We start from the raw sequence: 15,727 nt of genomic DNA, 5'->3' as shown, positions 1-15,727 counted from the left end.
CGGTAGAACCATGAGCAACACCTCCTCCGCACGCCCGGCGGGCGGCGAACGCTACCTCGTCGGCGTCGACGTCGGCACGGGCAGCGCACGGGCCGGCCTCTTCGATCTTTCCGGCCGCATGCTGGCCTCGGGAAAGCGCGACATCTCGCTGTTCCGCGAGCCGGGCGCGATGGTCGAACAGTCGAGCACGGAAATCTGGGCCGCCGTCTGCGCTTCGGTGCGCGAGGCCGTCGCGAAAGCGGGCGTTGCGCCGGAAGCCGTCGCCGGCATCGGCTTCGATGCCACATGCTCACTGGTCGTTCTCGGTGAGGGCGGGGCGCCGTTGCCGGTCGGCCCGTCGGAGGACCCCGCGCGCGACATCATCGTGTGGATGGACCACCGCGCGGTGAACGAGGTCGAGCGCATCAACGCGACGAACCATGACGTGCTGCGCTATGTCGGCGGGCGCATCTCGCCGGAAATGGAAACGCCGAAGCTGCTCTGGCTCAGGGAGAACCGGCCCCAGGTGTTCGATGCCGCCTGGCAGTTCTTCGACCTTGCGGATTTCCTCACCTGGCGGGCGACGGGCGACCTTGCGCGCTCCACCTGCACCGTCACCTGCAAATGGACCTATCTCGCCCACGAGAAGCGCTGGGACCCGAGCTACTTCCATGCCATCGGCCTCGGCGTGCTGGCGGAGGAGGATTTCGCGCGCATCGGCCAGCGCGTCGTCGAGCCGGGCACGCCGCTCGGCGCCGGCCTGACGGCGCAGGCGGCGGGCGAGCTCGGCCTTGTGGCCGGCACGCCCGTCGGCGCGGGCATGATCGACGCCCATGCCGGCGGCATCGGCACTGTCGGCGTCGACGGGCCGGCGGAAAGCAATCTCGGCTATGTCTTCGGCACCTCCTCCTGCACCATGACCTCGACCCACGCGCCGGTCTTCGTGCCGGGCGTCTGGGGGCCCTATTTCTCGGCCATGGTGCCGGGCCTCTGGCTCAACGAGGGCGGCCAGTCGGCGGCCGGGGCGGCGATCGAGCAGCTTCTTTCCTTCCACCCGGCAGCCGCGGAAGCGGCGGCGCAGGCGAAGGCGCGCGGCCTTTCCCTGCCGGTCTTCCTCGCGGAACTGGCGGCCGGGCGGGCGGGAACGCTCTCGGACGTGGCGAGGCTTGCGGACGGGCTGCATGTCGTGCCGGAGTTCCTCGGCAACCGGGCGCCCTTTGCCGATCCCCATGCGCGCGCGGCCATCGTCGGCCTCGGCATGGAGCGCGACATCGACAATCTCGTCTCGCTCTACATCGCCGGCCTCTGCGGCATCGGCTACGGCCTCAGGCAGATCATCGACGCGCAGGCGGCGGCCGGCGCGCCGGTGGAGAAGATCGTCATCAGCGGCGGTGCCGGCCAGCTCGATCTCGTCCGCCAGCTCCTCGCCGACGCCACCGGCAAGCCGCTGCTTTCGACCCGCTCGGAGGAGCCGGTGCTGCTCGGCGCGGCGATCCTCGGCAGCGTCGCGGGCGGCGCCTTCGAGGATGTACGCTCCGCCATGGCCGCGCTCTCGGCGACCGACCGCATCTACCGGCCGGCCGGCAGCGAGGCCGCGGCCCTGCATGCCCGGCGCTACGACGCCTTCCAGCGGCTGCAGCAATTGGCGCGCGACATTCGCTAGGCGCCGACAAGCAGCGCCACGGGTTCCGTTCCGAGGATGTCCGCAAGCGGCATTTCCGGGCGGAGCAGGTAAGTGCGGCCGTCGAGGACGGACCGGACATCGCGGCCTGCGAAGCCCGCCGGGAGGTGGAGAACGACATCCTCCAGCGCGCCTGCGGAAAGATGGAGGCCCTCCGGCGCGATGCGATCGAAGGTGAGGCGCGGGACGACGGTGATCGCGAAAGCCTCCGGTGCGGCGCGCAGGAAGGCGAGCGCCCCGCGGTTTCCATCCGAAATCTCCAGCGGAATGTAAGCGCCGGCGAACGGATTGCCGCCCGCCCGGTTCCGTTCGGCGAGCACGGCCGCGACCAGCCATTGCTTGTAGTCGGCGAAGGTCGCGCGGGACGGCCGGGGCTTTTGCGGGACGGCCAGGACGGCGGGGTCGAGCGGCCGGCGGTTGTCCGGGTCGACGAGGGAGAAATCGCCGCGCTCGCTGCCCTGATGGATGTCGGGGATGCCGGGCGCGGTCAGCTTGATCAGGGTCTGCACCAGCGAATTTATCAGGCCGGCATCGATGAAGGGGCGGAGCGTTTCGGTGAAATCCGCGCAGAAATCCGTGTCGCCGAGCAGGTCTTCGACGAAATCGATGACCTTTTGCTCATAGCCGGTATCCGGCAGGACCCAGTTCGAGGCCGTCTTTGCCTCGCGCAACGCCTTCTCGACATAGTGGCGCATCCGCTCCGCGAAGGCGGCGCGGTCCTCCAGCCCTTCGGGCGGCCAGGCACCGGCAAGCGACTGGTAGACCAGCCATTCCACATCGGGCTCCGGCACCGGCCGGCCCTGATGCCGGCGGCGGTGGCGGGCGTTGCGGGCGGCCCAGCGCCGTTCCGCGGCGATCCACACGTCCGGCGCTTCGCCGAGCGTATAGAGGCGGGCACGCGCATCCTCGCCGCGCTTCGTGTCGTGCGTCGCGGTGGCGGAAAGGCCGTGCGGCATCGCCTCCTGCCTTGCCTGCATGGCGGCGTGGAAGGCGCCGGGGCCGCCCGTCGGCCGGCCCGGATCGCCGCCCACCTCGTTGAGCGCGATGAAGGCGTTTTCCCGGTAGAAAAGCGTATCCTCGAGCGCCTTCGCCATGACGGGGCCGCTCAATTGCTGGAAGCGCGTGCGGAATTCCACGCATTCGGGCATGGCGTTGCACGTCCTGTCGTCGGTCAGCAGTTCCCAGATGAAGTCGATCGCCTCGCGCACCTCCGGGCGCACGCCCTCCTGCGCCTCGCGGCGCACCGCGGCGAGGACCTCCCGGTCGCGCCCGGAAATCTCCGCCGCCGTCGCCATGTAGGTGCGGTAGACGGGCAGGGCGACGATCATGGCGCAGATCGCTTCCGTCAGCGTGCTGCGCGAATAGTCGGCATGGGCGGTGTCGGCCATGGCCTTGGCGAGCAGCGCCACGCGCCGGACCTCGCCCTGGAAATTATCCGCCAGCATCTGCCGCTTGCTCGCTTGCATTTCGTCATGGAAGGTGCCGCGATGCTCCTCGCTTTTCAGTGGCTGGAAGGCGCCTGCGAGCCGCCCGCCCTCCGTCTCGTCGACGAGCGCGTCGGCAAGGGAGGCGATGAACTCGTAGCCTGTCGTGCCGTCGACAGGCCAGTCGGTGGCGAAGGGCTCGTCTTTCTCCAGGATCTTCTCGACGAGGATGGGGACGTCCGGTCCCACGGCGGCGCGCAGGCGCTCCAGGTAGCCGCGCGGATCGGCGAGGCCGTCGACATGGTCTATCCGAAGGCCGTCCACCGTGCCCTCCCGCACGAGGGCGAGGACGAGCCTGTGGCTCTCCTCGAAGATCGGGGGATCCTCGACGCGCAGGCCCGCAAGCCCGGCGATCTCGAAGAAGCGGCGATAGCTGAGATGGAGGCTCGCCGCCTTCCAGTCCATCAGCCGCCAGGGCTGGGCCGCATGCACGGCCTCGATCCGGCCCGGCTCGCGCGAAAGGGCCGCAAGGTGGCGTTCCAGCTCCTCGCGTGCCCCGGGCGGTGCCAGCGTCCTTGCGAGGAGGCCCGCCCCTTGCGGGTTCTCCTCGGGCCGCGCCGGCAGGACGGTGCCTGCGAAACCGCCAAGCGCCATTGCGTAGCTTTCCGGGGCGAGCGGGTAGAAGCTTTCGCCGTAACGGAGCGCAAGTGCGTCGTGCCGCGGGTCGAGCGCAAGGCAGAGCGTGCCGTCCGCCAGCTCCCCGGCGAAATCCTTGCCGAGGAAGGGCAGGGTCAGCGGCTCGGACCAGTCGATATCGAAATGGCGGGAAAACGGGCTTTCCTCACCCCAGACGACCACGCTGCGCCACCAGGGGTTTTCGAGGCTCGCCGCCATGTGGTTGGGCACGATGTCGAGGATGAGGCCGATGCCGTGCCGGTACAGGTCGCCCGCAAGGCTGCGAAGGCCGTCTAGCCCGCCGAGCGCGGGATCGATCTCGTCCGTGCGCGTGGCGTCGTAGCCGTGCGTCGATCCCGCCACCGCCGTCATGAGCGGCGAGGCGTAGAGATGGGTGACGCCGAGGGCCGCGAGATAGGGCACGAGCTGTCGTGCCCTCCCGAAGTCCATGCCATTGCGGAACTGGAGGCGATAGGTCGAGCGGGGAGGTGTCATGCGGCCCTGGATCGTGCGGTTTCAGCCGCTCAGCAACGCATTTCCACCCGATTTGTTCCGCTTCGCGCATCAGATTCCGTGGCGCAGGAAATCCGATTGCGAGACCACGCCGGCCAAGCGATCCTGCCGGTCGAGCACGGCGAGGCGCCGCAGGTGGAGCGAATTCATGTTGGCCTTGACGCCATCTGCCTCCTCGTCGTCGTAGCAATAGGTGATGTTGGTCGTCATGATGTCGCTGACGCGGGTGGTTTCCGCATCGAAGCCGGGTGCGACCGCGCGCAGGATGATGTCGCGGTCGGTGAGCGTGCCGACAAGGCCGGTCGCATCGGCCACCGGCAGGAAGGCGATGTCCCATTCGGCCATGAGGCTCGCCGCATATTGCAGCGTCTCCTCCGGGCGGACGAGATGGACATTGCTGGTCATGATCTCTGCGATGCGCATGCGGACCTCTCGCGCAGCCTTTTGCCTTATAACAGACGAGCGGCGTGTTGGTTCCCGCTCTCGGGCCCCCGGTCGACGGCAACGAGGATGGAAGGGCCGCCTGCGCCGGCGGCGGAAAGCCGGAAGACCGTCTCGCCCGGGGCTTGCGGCAGAGCGCGGGCCTTCTTTGCGAGGTTGGCGCGGATGGCGAGCGTCGCCTTGGCGAAGCGCCAGTCGATGGCAAGAACGTCCGCCTCGGCGGGCAGGATGTGCGGCTCGACGGCGCCGCCGCCGGCGAGCAGCGGCACGACATGGGCCTGGCGCAGGGCGATGAGCTCGCGCACGAACCGGATGCAGTCGCGGCCCTCGGGGGAGCCGGCGCGCGACCAGTCGAGCTGCGAGCGGCGGAAGGTCTCCTCGTCGCCGGGGTCGGGCAGGTGGTGCGCCGTCGTGCCTTCCGGCAGCCCGCCGAAATTCTCCGCCTCGGCCCTGCGGCCCTCACGTGTCGCATGGGCAAGGTCGCCGCCGAAATCGGCAAAGAACAGGAACGGCTGCCGCTCGCCGTATTCCTCGCCCATGAAGAGGAGGGGAATGCCGGGAGCAAACAGCAGCAGCGCGGTCATGACGTTGAGCAGCGTCGGCTCGACGAGCAGCGGGAGACGCTCGCCGAAGGCGCGGTTGCCGACCTGGTCGTGGTTGTGCAGGAAGTTGACGTTGACCTGCGGGGGAAGCGGATCCTGCGGCGGCGGGCCGATCCGGTCCTTCGAGCGGTCCGCATAAACGAAGCCGCGCGCGGTCGCCTCCCGCAGCAGGCGGTCGGTCTCGGTCATGAAGGGGGCGTAGTGGCCCTCGGTCTCGCCCGTCGCGATGACGTGGAGGGCGTGGTGGAATTCGTCGTTCCAGCCGGCGGTATAGTGATGCACGATGCCGCCGTCACGGTTGAGAAGGCCCTTGCGGCTCATCTGGTCCTCCACGACGAGGTGGACGTCGCGGCCGGGAGCGGCGCTGCGCACCGTCTCGGCCAACTCGATGAGGATATGCCGCTCGCTGGGGTCGTCGATCTCGTCGACGGCGTCGAGCCGCAGGCCGTCGAAACGGTAGTCCTTAATCCAGTGAAGGGCGTTCCCGATGAAGTAATCCCGCACGGCCCTTTCCTCGAAGGCGATGGCCGCGCCCCAGGGCGTGTGGCGCTCGCGGTGGAAGAAGGCCGGCGCGATGCGCGGCAGGACGTTCCCGACCGGGCCGAAGTGGTTGTAGACGACGTCGAGCAACACCATGATGCCATGGGCATGGGCGGCGTCGACGAGGGCCTTCAGGTCCTCCGGCGTGCCGTAGGCCGTGTGCGGTGCATAGGGCAGCACGCCGTCGTAACCCCAGCCGCGCCGGCCGGCGAAATGGGTGACGGGCATCAGCTCGATGGCGGTGACGCCGACATGGTGGAGGTGCGGCAGGCGGTCGATCGCCGCGCGGAACGTTCCCTCCCGCGTGAAGGTGCCGACATGCAGTTCGTAGAGGATCGCCTCTTCCCACGGCCGGCCTTTCCAGCCCGTCTCCTGCCAGGCATAGGCGGCGGGATCGACGAGGACGGAACGGCCTTCGAGGTCCCTGACCTGCGTCCTCGAGGCGGGATCCGCTATCTCCGTGCCGTCTTCAAGCCGGAAGGCGTAGCTGTCGCCCGGCCGGGCAAGGCTCGTGACGGCCTCGTGCCAGCCGTCGCCTGCGGCGGTCATCGCGACGGCATTGCCGCCGACCAGCACGTCCACCGCGTTTTCGGCAGGCGCCCACAGGCGAAAGCGTACCCGTCCGTCTTGAAGCAGGCTCGGTCCCCACGTTCCGGTCATGGTCTCTCCTTGCATGATACGCCCAGCAACGAACCGGGCGGCGGGGCAAAAGTTCCGGGAACAATCGGCCCCTGTTCGCGTTGCTGTCGCGGCTTTTCCGGCACGGTGCGGAACGCCGCCTGCTCGACCGAAGGGGCCAGACCACATGAGCTATTCCTTTTCCGAACTCGATTTCATGAAACCGGAACTCGGCGCCGAGTTCACCGGAGAAGGAACGCATTTCGCCGTCTTCTCCGCCCATGCGGAACAGGTGGAACTCTGCCTCTTCAGCGAGGACGGCAGGGAGGAGACCGACCGCCTGCCGCTGCCCAAGCGCGAGGGCGACGTCTGGTCCGGCTATATCGCCGGCCTCAGGCCCGGCACGGTCTACGGCTACCGTGCGCACGGCCCCTACGAGCCCGCCGCCGGCCACCGCTTCAACCCGAACAAGCTGCTGCTCGACCCCTATGCCAAGCAGGTGCTCGGCGAGATCGAGTGGAACGATGCGCTTTACGGCTACCGTATTGGCGATCCGGCGGAGGACCTTTCCTTCGACGAGCGCGACAGCGCGCCCTTCATGGTCAAGGGCGTGGTGCAGGATCCCGATTTCGACTGGGCGGGCGATGCGGCGATCCGCCGGCCGTGGACGGAGACGATCATCTACGAGGCGCATGTGCGCGGCATGTCCATGACCCATCCGGGCGTGCCGGAGGAGTTGCGCGGCACCTTCATGGGCATGGCGAGCGATCCGATCGTCGAGCATCTCGTCGACCTCGGCATCTCCGCTGTCGAGCTCCTGCCGATCCAGTATTTCCCGGACGACCGCTACCTTCTCGAAAAGGGCCTGCGCAACTACTGGGGCTACCAGACGCTCGGCTTCTTCGCCCCGCAGCCACGCTTCCTTTCCGGCCGGGCGATCACCGAATTCAAGACCATGGTGAAGCGCTTCCATGCCGCCGGCATCGAGGTGATCATGGACGTCGTCTACAACCACACCGCCGAAGGCTCGGAGCTCGGCCCGACGCTGAGCTTCCGCGGGCTCGACAATGCGAGCTACTACCGTCTCTCGCCGGACGACCCGCGCCATACCTACGACACGACGGGCACCGGCAACACGCTGAACGTCGCTCATCCCATGGTGCTGCGCATGGTGCTCGACAGCCTGCGCTACTGGGTCGGCGTCATGCATGTCGACGGCTTCCGCTTCGACCTTGCCAGCACGCTCGGCCGCACGCGCCACATCGAGTTCGACCGCGAAGGCACCTTCTTCGACGCGATCCGGCAGGATCCGATCCTTTCCGGCGTGAAGCTCATCGCCGAGCCGTGGGATGTCGGCGACGGCGGCTACCAGGTCGGCGGCTTTCCCTATCCGTTCCGCGAGTGGAACGACAAGTATCGCGACGACGTCCGGCGCTTCTGGAAGGGCGACGGTGGCCTTGCCCCGGGGCTTGCGACGCGCCTTACGGGCTCGGCGCCGCAGTTCAACCATTCGGATCGCGGCGCGACCTCCTCGATCAACCTCATCAGCGCCCATGACGGCTTCACGCTGATGGACACCGTCTCCTACGACGGCAAGCACAACGAGGCGAACGGCGAGGAGAACCGCGACGGCCATTCGGACAACCATTCGGCCAATCTCGGCGCGGAAGGACCGACGGAGGACGACGGTATCCGCGCCGCGCGCGACCGCCGCCGCCGCGCCATGATCGCCACGCTGATGACGAGCCAGGGCGTGCCGATGCTGCTCGGCGGCGACGAGCTCGGCAACGGCCAGCAGGGCAACAACAACGCCTATTGCCAGGACAACGAGATCGGCTGGACGGACTGGAGCGGCCTTGCCGATCCGTTCCTCAACTTCTGCAAGGGTGCCATCGCCTTCCGCAAGGCGCATCCGGCGCTGCGGCAGGAACGGTTCCTGACGGGCGAGCCGGCGGAGGACGGTTCCACCGAGATCGCCTGGTACAGGGCGGACGGCGCGCCCATGGACGATGCGGCGTGGCAGGACGAGAACCTGCGCACGCTCTGCCTCTTCCTTGCCCGGCCGGCGAACGGCGAGGGGGCGGACCAGCTCCTCATCGTCTGCAATGCCGGCGAGGATTGCGCGGTGACGATGCCGGAGGTGAACGGCATTGCGGGCTGGAAGCGGGTGCTCGATACGGGCGCCGAGGAAGGCGCCTTCACGGCGCATGACGCCGGGAGCCCGGCCACGGTCTACGCCGCCAGCCTTGCCGTCTTCGAGCCGGCCTGACGGAGCCGGACATGGCGCCCGACATCCTGGAGGAAACGGGGCTCGTCTATGTCTCGGACAGCGAGCCGGGCATCCGGCGCCAGCGGACCGGCCGCAGCTTCTGTTACCGCCTGCCGGACGGCTCCCTGCTCGACGATCCGGACATCAAGGCGCGCATCGCCTCGCTCGGCCTGCCGCCGGCCTACGAGGATGTCTGGATCTGCCTTCAGGAGAACGGCCACCTGCAGGCGACGGGCTATGACGCGCGCGGGCGCAAGCAATACCGCTACCATGCCGATTGGCAGGCGTTGAAAAGCGGCGACAAGTTCGACCAGCTCATTGCCTTCGGGCGCGCTCTGCCGAAGCTGCGCCGCGCGGTGCGGCGCGACCTCGACGGCGCGCCCGGCGCGGTCGATACGATGCTGGCGGCGATCACCGTCCTGCTCGACGAGGCGCAACTGCGCGTCGGCAACCGCGCCTATGCCGAGGAGAACCGGACCTACGGGGCGACGACGCTCCTCAAGCGGCATGTCTCGCTTGCGGACGGGCGCATCGTGCTGCGCTTCAGCGCCAAGGGCGGCAAGCGTGTGCAGCGGACGCTGAAGCACCGCCGCCTGCAACGCCTGCTGGAGGAGTGCGCCGACCTGCCGGGCCGCGCGCTCTTCGTGTGGAAGGACGACACGGATCTCGTGCGGCCCATCGATTCCGGGCGGCTCAACGCCTATCTCGCGGAGATTTCGGGCATTCCCGTTTCCGCCAAGACCTTCCGCACCTGGGCGGGCAGCCTTGCGGCCTTTTCGGCGGCGCGCCATGCGATCGAGGAGGGCGGGCGGCCGACTGTCAAGGCCATGGCCGAGGCGGCGTCTTCCCTGCTCAACAACACGCCGGCCATCGCCCGGTCGAGCTATATCCATCCGGATATCGTGGCGCTTGCGGAGACGCCGGAAACGCTTGCCGCTGCCCTCCGCCGGCCTCTTGCCGGCGTTTCCGGGCTGCGCGCGGAAGAGGAGCGGCTGCTGCGCTTCCTCGAAAACCGCAGGAACGCCCGCCGCCGCGCCCGCCGCAAGGCCTCGTGAGGGTCAGGCGGCGCCGCGGCGCGGAGGGGGCTTGCGGGCGGGACGTGTCGTCTTGCGGGTGAGGTCGACGGCCGCGCGGGTCGCATCGTCGCTTTCTGCGCTGTTGCGGCGCTTTTCGAGATGGTCCGGCAGCGCCACCCTTTCGAGCTCGGCGCGCTCGCGGGCCGCCTGCTCCCAATGGATATGGTCCCTGCCGTGCGGGCGGCCTTCCGCCTCCCAGAGGCCGTAGGCGCGCTTGCTGATCCATTCGTCGCGTTCGTCGTTCACGATGATGTCCCTTCGAAAGACATGGTCTTAAAGAAACGGGCTGCCTTTTGCGGCTTGTCGCCCGGAGGCTAACCAGTCCAGGAATTCACGCGGAAACCCGCTTCCTTCGCCGCTTCGATGAAGGCCCGCAGCGCAAGGCCCGGGTCGTCGTCGCTCGCAAGGCCCCGTTCACAGAGCGTTTTTGCTGCTGCAAGGGCCGGTCCGTCGGTCTCCAGCCAATGGTTCTTGAGGCAGAGGAGCGCGTCCCGCGTGCTCTGCACGCGCAGGACCCGCCCGTCGCCCTCCAGCACGACGGCATCGGCCCACAGCCTGTCTGTCGCAAAGAGCGTCATCGTGCGTCCTCCCTGTCCTGCTTTTCGGTTGGAAGGTCGACGAGGCTGACGATGCCGACCACGCGCCGGTCGGCATTGGCGACCACCAGGCGGCGCACGCTGAGCTCGCGCATGCGCGCGGCGACGGCGGTCGTGTCGTCGCCCTCGTTGCACAGTTCCGGTGACACGGTCATGAACTCGGCGACGGCGGTGGAGGTGGAAAGCCCGCGGGCAAGCACCGACACAACGATGTCGCGGTCGGTGACGATGCCGACGATGGCGCCCACCCCGGGCACCTCGACGGGCAGCGCGCCCACTTCCGTCTCCAGCATCAGCCGGGCGGCCGACTGGGCGGTGTCGCTCGGCGAGATCGTCACGATCTGGGCGGACATCACGTCCTTGACGCGCATCGGTCCGCCCTCGTCAAAGACGCCCGTTGATCAGGCTGCGGCCGTTCGGAGCGGCCGGCACGGCGACGTCCTCGTGCTCCGGCCGGTGCAGCGGCAGGTCCACCTGATGAGGCACCACCACCTGCGGCTCCCAGGAATTGCGGCGCTTGCGCGCGCCGTGCGGGTCGGTTTCCGGAGCTGCGGGTTTGCGGGCGAGCGGCTTCTTCTTCTGGTTCTGGCGCACGTTGACCTCCTGCGGATTGGCGTCCTCTTTCAGCCAAACGCCGGTCGGGGGCCATGGTTCCCGACAATCGGGAACGCGAAAGGCGGGAACCGGAAGGCGCGCCGCACATTCTCCATTCAGCCGGATCGACGCCCAACGAATGGAGATGTCCATGCTCTTTGCAGGAAAGGTCGCCCTCGTGACGGGCGCTGGATCGGGGATCGGCAAGGCCACGGCGCTCGCCTTCGCCCGCTATGGCGCAAGCGTCGGGGTTCTCAGCCGCACCGGCGAGGAGGTGGAGGCGGTGGCGCGCGAAATCCGCACGCAGGGCGGCGCGGCCGTCCCGCTCGTCGCGGATGTGGCGGAGGAGGCTTCCATGCGGGCCGCGGTGGAACGGCTTGCCGATACCTTCGGCGGCCTCGATATCGTTGTCGCCAATGCCGGCATCAACGGCGCCTGGGCGCCGATCGACGACCTTACGCCCGCCGAATGGGACGAGACCATCGCCGTCAACCTGCGCGGCACCTATCTCACGTTGCATCTGGCGGTGCCGTACCTGCGCAAGGCGAGCGAGGGGGCCATCGTCATCGTCTCCTCCATCAACGGCACGCGCACCTTCACCACGCCGGGTGCGACGGCCTATGCGGCGGCCAAGGCAGGGCAGGTCGCCATGATGCAGCAGCTCGCGCTCGAGCTCGGCAAGGCCGGCATCCGCGTCAACGCGGTGTGCCCGGGCGCCATTGAGACCGATATCGAGGAGAACACGGAGCGGCGCGGCGCGAAGGAGGCGGGCATTCCCGTCGTCTGGCCGGAGGGCGACATCCCCGTCACCAACGGCAAGCCGGGAACGGCCGACGAGGTGGCCGATGCGATCCTCTTCCTCTCCTCCTCCAAGGCGCGGCACATCACCGGCGTGCCGCTGTGGATCGACGGCGGGCAGGGCCTGCTTCGGTAAGGGCTTGCCTCTGGCGTCGTCCCCGCCTGCTGTGACAAGGTGCGGGGGCAACGGCAGAGGAGACGACCATGGCGAACCACCTTTTCGATGCGATCCGGGCTGCGGCGGCGCGCGAGGCCGTCTTCATCGAGACGGCGGAGGGGCGGCGCTGGACCTATGGCGACATGCTGGAATTTTCCGGCCGCCTGGCGGGCGCGCTGCAGGGGCTCGGCGTTACGCCCGGCGACCGGGTGGCCGTGCAGGTGGAAAAGAGCCCGGAAGCCCTGATGCTCTATCTGGCCTGCCTTCGCGCCGGGGCCGTCTATCTGCCGCTCAACACGGCCTATACGCTTGCCGAGCTCGATTATTTCATCGGCGATGCCGAGCCGCGGCTCGTCGTCGTCGCGCCGAAGGCGGCGGAGGGTGTGCGCACGGTCGCCGGCAGGCACGGCGCCCAGGTCGAGACGCTCGACGAGGCCGGCGGCGGATCGCTCCTCGTCCTGGCGGCGGATGCAGGCGCCGATTTCCCCGATGCCGCGCGCGGGGCCGAAGACCTCGCCGCCATCCTCTATACCTCCGGCACGACGGGCCGCTCCAAGGGAGCGATGCTGACGCACGACAACCTCCTCTCGAACGCCCTGACGCTGCGCGACTACTGGCGCTTCACCGGCGCCGACCGGCTGATCCACGCGCTGCCGATCTTCCACACGCACGGCCTTTTCGTCGCCACCAACGTTACGCTGCTGGCCGGCGCCTCGATGTATCTCCTGCCGAAGTTCGACGCCGGCGAGGTGCTGCGGCTGATGGAAAACGCCAGCGTGATGATGGGCGTTCCGACCTTCTATGTCCGCCTTCTCCAGCATCCGGGGCTGACGCGGACGGCGGCCGAGGGAATGCGGCTCTTCGTCTCCGGTTCTGCCCCGCTGCTTGCCGAAACCCACCGCAGTTTTGCCGAGCGGACCGGCCACGCCATCCTCGAGCGCTACGGCATGACCGAGACCAACATGAACACCTCCAACCCCTATGACGGCGAGCGGATCGCCGGCACGGTGGGCTTTCCGCTGCCGGGCGTGTCGCTGCGCGTGAGCGAGCCGGAGATCGGCAGGTCGGTGCCGGATGGCGAGACGGGCATGATCGAGGTGAAGGGGCCGAACGTCTTTGCGGGTTACTGGCGCATGCCGGAGAAGACCGCCGCGGAATTCCGCGCGGACGGTTTCTTCATCACCGGCGACCTCGGCAAGATCGATGCGCGCGGCTATGTGCACATCGTCGGGCGCGGCAAGGACCTCGTGATCTCCGGCGGCTACAACATCTATCCCAAGGAAGTGGAAAGCGAGATCGACGCGATGGCGGGCGTCGTCGAGAGCGCGGTCATCGGCGTGCCGCATCCTGATTTCGGCGAGGGCGTCACGGCCGTCGTGGTGCGCGAGAAGGGCTCGGCCCTCGACGAGGCGGCGGTGCTCGACGGGCTCAGGGAGCGGCTCGCGCGCTACAAGCAGCCCAAGCGCGTGCTCTTCATCGACGACCTGCCGCGCAACACCATGGGCAAGGTGCAGAAGAACGTGCTGCGCGAGGCCTACAAGGACCTCTACCGCTCCTGATCGCGGGCAAAATGCCGTTTCAGGATGTCGAGCACCTCGCCGGCGAGTTCCCCGACGATGCCGCCGCGCTCCCAGGCATAGAGCGAGGCGACGATCGGCGGCTCGGGGCTGAACTCGGCGACGGGTTTCACCCGCCAGCCGCGGGCCGCGTCGATGGGCAGCAGCGAGAGGCCGAGGCCGGCTTCGACGGCCATCAGCACGTTGCGCAGGCTCGCCGAGGTGAAGGCGATGTACCAGCGCCGCCGCTCGCGCTCCAGCCGCTCGAACATGGAATCGCGGTAGAGCCCGCCGGGTGGGAAGGTGACGAGCGGCACCGGATCGGGCAGGTCGCCCGCCGCATCGGCGGCGGCGAACCAGGTGATCGGCTCCTCGAAGCTCGCCCAGCTGTCGGCGCTCGGCATGTCCTCCTTCAGCACCACGATGTCGAGCTCGCCGGAGCGGTAGCGGCGCGTCAGGTCCGAGCGCAGGCCCGTCATGACGTCGAGCCGTGCTTCCTTGTGGCGCCGCGTGAAGGCGGCGAAGGCGCGGGCCATCTCGGGCGTGGCGATGTCGTCCGGCATGCCGATGCGCACCGAGGTCGTGCCGGAGGTCTCGGCCACCAGCGTCAGCGCCTCGCTCTGCAGGGCGAGGATGCGGCGCGCATGGCCGAGCAGCCGTTCGCCCGTCACCGTCAGGCGCACCGGCCGGGCGGCGCGGTCGACAAGCTCCCGGCCGATCGCTTCTTCCAGCCGGCCGATCTGCTGGCTCATGGTCGACTGCGTCATGTGCAGGCGCTCGGCCGCCGCCGTGAAACTGCCCGCATCGGCAATCGCCACGAAGGCTCGGAGCAGGCGCGGGTCGAGCATGGCGTCCTCCATCGAATTTATAAATACTAGCTATCTAAACATCTAATTTGCGCATGATTCAAGCCGGTGGTAGCGATAGGCATGTTCGGCGGCGCTCCCTTCCGCCTCCCCAACAGAAAGATCGAACGATGACGGATACGCGCTCCGGCCGCGACTGGACAATGCTTGCACTGGTCGTCCTCGTCGGCCTCAACCTGCGCCCCTTCCTCGCCGCGCCGGGGCCGCTCCTCAGCGAGATCGTCGCGGATACGGGGCTCGGCTACGGCGGGGTTTCCATGCTCACGCTCCTGCCGATGTTCCTGATGGGCGTCGGGGCCTTCGTTGCACCCGGCCTCCAGGTCCGGCTCGGGGCGCGGCGGGGGCTCCTGATCGCGCTCGTCGTGCTCCTTGCCGGCTCGGCGCTCCGCCTCTTCGTGCAGGACGGGCTGTCGCTGATCGCGACGGCCGCCGTCTGCGGCATCGGTGTCGCCTTCATCCAGGCGATCTTCCCGGGCATCATCAAGGCGCGCTTCCCGGCAAGCGTGCCGGTGGTGACGGGGCTCTATTCGGCGACGATCATGGCGGGCGGCGCCTTCGGCGCCCGGCTGATGCCGATGCTCACCGGCGCCGGCTACCGCTGGCAGGCGGCGCTCGCCTTCCTGGCGCTGCCGGTGGCGCTTGCGCTCGCCGCCGCCTGGCGCATCCTCTCGGACGTGCGGACTGGCCGGCCCGACGGCACGCTGACCCGCCAGCTCCTGCGCCGGCCGCGGACCTGGGGGCTGATGCTGTCCTTCGGCCTCATCAATTCCGGCTACAGCTCGATGATCGCCTGGCTCTCGCCCTATTACCAGAGCCAGGGCTGGACGAGCGGCGACAGCAGCAGCCTCGTCGCCGTGATGGCCGCGGGCCAGGCAGCAGCCGCGCTCGGCCTGCCGGCCCTTGCGCGCGGCAATGCCGACCGCCGCCCCTGGCTTCTCCTGACCATCGCCCTGCAGGTCGCCGGCTTCCTCGGGCTCGCCGGCTTTCCGGGGCTTGCGCCGGTCCTCTGGGCGGGGCTGTGCGGTGCCGGGCTCGGCGGCAGTTTCGCGCTCGCCATCGTCACCGCGCTCGACCACCTGCCGCGGCCCGAACAGGCCGGGGCGCTCGCCGCGCTCATGCAGGGCGGCGGCTTCCTGATCGCCGCGCTCGGCCCCTATGCGCTGGCGCTGCTGCACGACTGGACGGGCGGCTTTGCCGCGGGCTGGATACTGCATCTCGGCTGCGTGCTGGTGACGGCGCTCATCTACCTGCGCTTCGACCCGCGGCGCTATCCCGCCGCCATGCCGATTGCGGGCTGAATGGAAAAACCCGCGCCAAGAGGGCGCGGGTCCGGATTGCCGAG

General features: G+C 68.9%; 14 protein-coding genes. 6 read left to right on the top strand and 8 right to left on the bottom strand.

Annotation, left to right across the window (positions count from 1 at the left end; genetic code table 11):
• Nucleotides 1-10 precede the first annotated feature (10 nt).
• Nucleotides 11-1,642: an FGGY-family carbohydrate kinase gene (locus HNQ66_RS16530; RefSeq protein WP_184145276.1), complete on the top strand. Its 1,632-nt coding sequence runs from the start codon at nt 11-13 to the stop codon at nt 1,640-1,642.
• Here the strand turns inward: HNQ66_RS16530 and treY are convergent.
• The 3 genes from treY to treZ form a co-directional block, all read right to left on the bottom strand.
• Entirely contained in the window at nt 1,639-4,254 is a 2,616-nt protein-coding gene (treY, locus tag HNQ66_RS16525) for a malto-oligosyltrehalose synthase (protein WP_184145275.1), read from the bottom strand. The genes HNQ66_RS16530 and treY overlap by 4 nt on opposite strands.
• Nucleotides 4,255-4,323: 69 nt before the next feature.
• Nucleotides 4,324-4,695: a CBS domain-containing protein gene (locus HNQ66_RS16520; protein ID WP_184145274.1), complete on the bottom strand. Its 372-nt coding sequence runs from the start codon at nt 4,693-4,695 to the stop codon at nt 4,324-4,326.
• 26 nt (nt 4,696-4,721) lie between these two features.
• On the bottom strand, nt 4,722-6,515 hold the full coding sequence (treZ, locus tag HNQ66_RS16515; RefSeq protein WP_184145273.1) for a malto-oligosyltrehalose trehalohydrolase: 1,794 nt from the start codon (nt 6,513-6,515) through the stop codon (nt 4,722-4,724).
• Nucleotides 6,516-6,660: 145 nt separating this feature from the next.
• Between treZ and glgX the strand changes: the two genes are divergently transcribed.
• The gene (gene glgX / locus HNQ66_RS16510) at nt 6,661-8,742 is read left to right on the top strand and encodes a glycogen debranching protein GlgX (protein ID WP_184145272.1); all 2,082 of its coding nucleotides are present in this window, start codon (nt 6,661-6,663) and stop codon (nt 8,740-8,742) included.
• Nucleotides 8,743-8,753: 11 nt separating this feature from the next.
• Nucleotides 8,754-9,797: a DNA topoisomerase IB gene (locus HNQ66_RS16505; RefSeq protein WP_184145271.1), complete on the top strand. Its 1,044-nt coding sequence runs from the start codon at nt 8,754-8,756 to the stop codon at nt 9,795-9,797.
• Between the two features lie 3 nt (nt 9,798-9,800).
• Here the strand turns inward: HNQ66_RS16505 and HNQ66_RS16500 are convergent, their stop codons facing one another.
• The 4 genes from HNQ66_RS16500 to HNQ66_RS16485 all read right to left on the bottom strand — a co-directional run bounded on the left by HNQ66_RS16500 (nt 9,801) and on the right by HNQ66_RS16485 (nt 11,008).
• Nucleotides 9,801-10,064 (bottom strand): DUF2934 domain-containing protein, encoded by a 264-nt coding sequence (locus HNQ66_RS16500; RefSeq protein ID WP_184145270.1) that lies wholly within the window; start codon nt 10,062-10,064, stop codon nt 9,801-9,803.
• Between the two features lie 68 nt (nt 10,065-10,132).
• Nucleotides 10,133-10,396: a DUF982 domain-containing protein gene (locus tag HNQ66_RS16495; protein ID WP_184145269.1), complete on the bottom strand. Its 264-nt coding sequence runs from the start codon at nt 10,394-10,396 to the stop codon at nt 10,133-10,135.
• Entirely contained in the window at nt 10,393-10,785 is a 393-nt protein-coding gene (locus HNQ66_RS16490; protein ID WP_184145268.1) for a CBS domain-containing protein, read from the bottom strand. Before HNQ66_RS16490 ends, HNQ66_RS16495 begins: the two co-directional genes overlap by 4 nt.
• 13 nt (nt 10,786-10,798) lie before the next feature.
• Nucleotides 10,799-11,008 carry a hypothetical protein gene (locus HNQ66_RS16485; RefSeq protein ID WP_184145267.1) on the bottom strand — a complete coding sequence of 70 codons (210 nt, stop codon included), beginning with the start codon at nt 11,006-11,008 and terminating at the stop codon, nt 10,799-10,801.
• A gap of 151 nt (nt 11,009-11,159) precedes the next feature.
• Between HNQ66_RS16485 and HNQ66_RS16480 the strand changes: the two genes are divergently transcribed.
• Both HNQ66_RS16480 and HNQ66_RS16475 read left to right on the top strand, forming a co-directional pair.
• Complete coding sequence (locus HNQ66_RS16480; protein ID WP_184145266.1) at nt 11,160-11,942, top strand: SDR family oxidoreductase; 783 nt, start codon at nt 11,160-11,162, stop codon at nt 11,940-11,942.
• Between the two features lie 68 nt (nt 11,943-12,010).
• Entirely contained in the window at nt 12,011-13,522 is a 1,512-nt protein-coding gene (locus tag HNQ66_RS16475; RefSeq protein WP_184145265.1) for a malonate--CoA ligase, read from the top strand.
• Here HNQ66_RS16475 and HNQ66_RS16470 read toward each other — a convergent pair.
• Nucleotides 13,510-14,367 carry a LysR family transcriptional regulator gene (locus HNQ66_RS16470; RefSeq protein ID WP_184145264.1) on the bottom strand — a complete coding sequence of 286 codons (858 nt, stop codon included), beginning with the start codon at nt 14,365-14,367 and terminating at the stop codon, nt 13,510-13,512. The genes HNQ66_RS16475 and HNQ66_RS16470 overlap by 13 nt on opposite strands.
• Before the next feature lie 128 nt (nt 14,368-14,495).
• Between HNQ66_RS16470 and HNQ66_RS16465 the strand changes: the two genes are divergently transcribed.
• Entirely contained in the window at nt 14,496-15,683 is a 1,188-nt protein-coding gene (locus tag HNQ66_RS16465; RefSeq protein WP_184145263.1) for a cyanate transporter, read from the top strand.
• Nucleotides 15,684-15,727 lie beyond the last annotated feature (44 nt).

This window comes from Shinella fusca (assembly GCF_014203155.1).
In the GTDB taxonomy this organism is placed as follows: Bacteria; Pseudomonadota; Alphaproteobacteria; order Rhizobiales; family Rhizobiaceae; genus Shinella; species Shinella fusca.
Note: the sequence above shows the minus strand (reverse complement) of the source record. Positions and strands in the feature narration are given on the sequence as shown.

Coding starts and splice junctions, on each gene's coding strand:
- treY (WP_184145275.1), bottom strand. CDS start 4,254: ATGACACCTCCCCGCTCGACCTATCGCCTCCAGTTCCGCAATGGCATG.
- HNQ66_RS16470 (WP_184145264.1), bottom strand. CDS start 14,367: ATGCTCGACCCGCGCCTGCTCCGAGCCTTCGTGGCGATTGCCGATGCG.
- HNQ66_RS16490 (WP_184145268.1), bottom strand. CDS start 10,785: ATGCGCGTCAAGGACGTGATGTCCGCCCAGATCGTGACGATCTCGCCG.
- HNQ66_RS16465 (WP_184145263.1), top strand. CDS start 14,496: ATGACGGATACGCGCTCCGGCCGCGACTGGACAATGCTTGCACTGGTC.
- treZ (WP_184145273.1), bottom strand. CDS start 6,515: ATGACCGGAACGTGGGGACCGAGCCTGCTTCAAGACGGACGGGTACGC.
- HNQ66_RS16495 (WP_184145269.1), bottom strand. CDS start 10,396: ATGACGCTCTTTGCGACAGACAGGCTGTGGGCCGATGCCGTCGTGCTG.
- HNQ66_RS16475 (WP_184145265.1), top strand. CDS start 12,011: ATGGCGAACCACCTTTTCGATGCGATCCGGGCTGCGGCGGCGCGCGAG.
- glgX (WP_184145272.1), top strand. CDS start 6,661: ATGAGCTATTCCTTTTCCGAACTCGATTTCATGAAACCGGAACTCGGC.
- HNQ66_RS16520 (WP_184145274.1), bottom strand. CDS start 4,695: ATGCGCATCGCAGAGATCATGACCAGCAATGTCCATCTCGTCCGCCCG.
- HNQ66_RS16530 (WP_184145276.1), top strand. CDS start 11: ATGAGCAACACCTCCTCCGCACGCCCGGCGGGCGGCGAACGCTACCTC.
- HNQ66_RS16480 (WP_184145266.1), top strand. CDS start 11,160: ATGCTCTTTGCAGGAAAGGTCGCCCTCGTGACGGGCGCTGGATCGGGG.
- HNQ66_RS16505 (WP_184145271.1), top strand. CDS start 8,754: ATGGCGCCCGACATCCTGGAGGAAACGGGGCTCGTCTATGTCTCGGAC.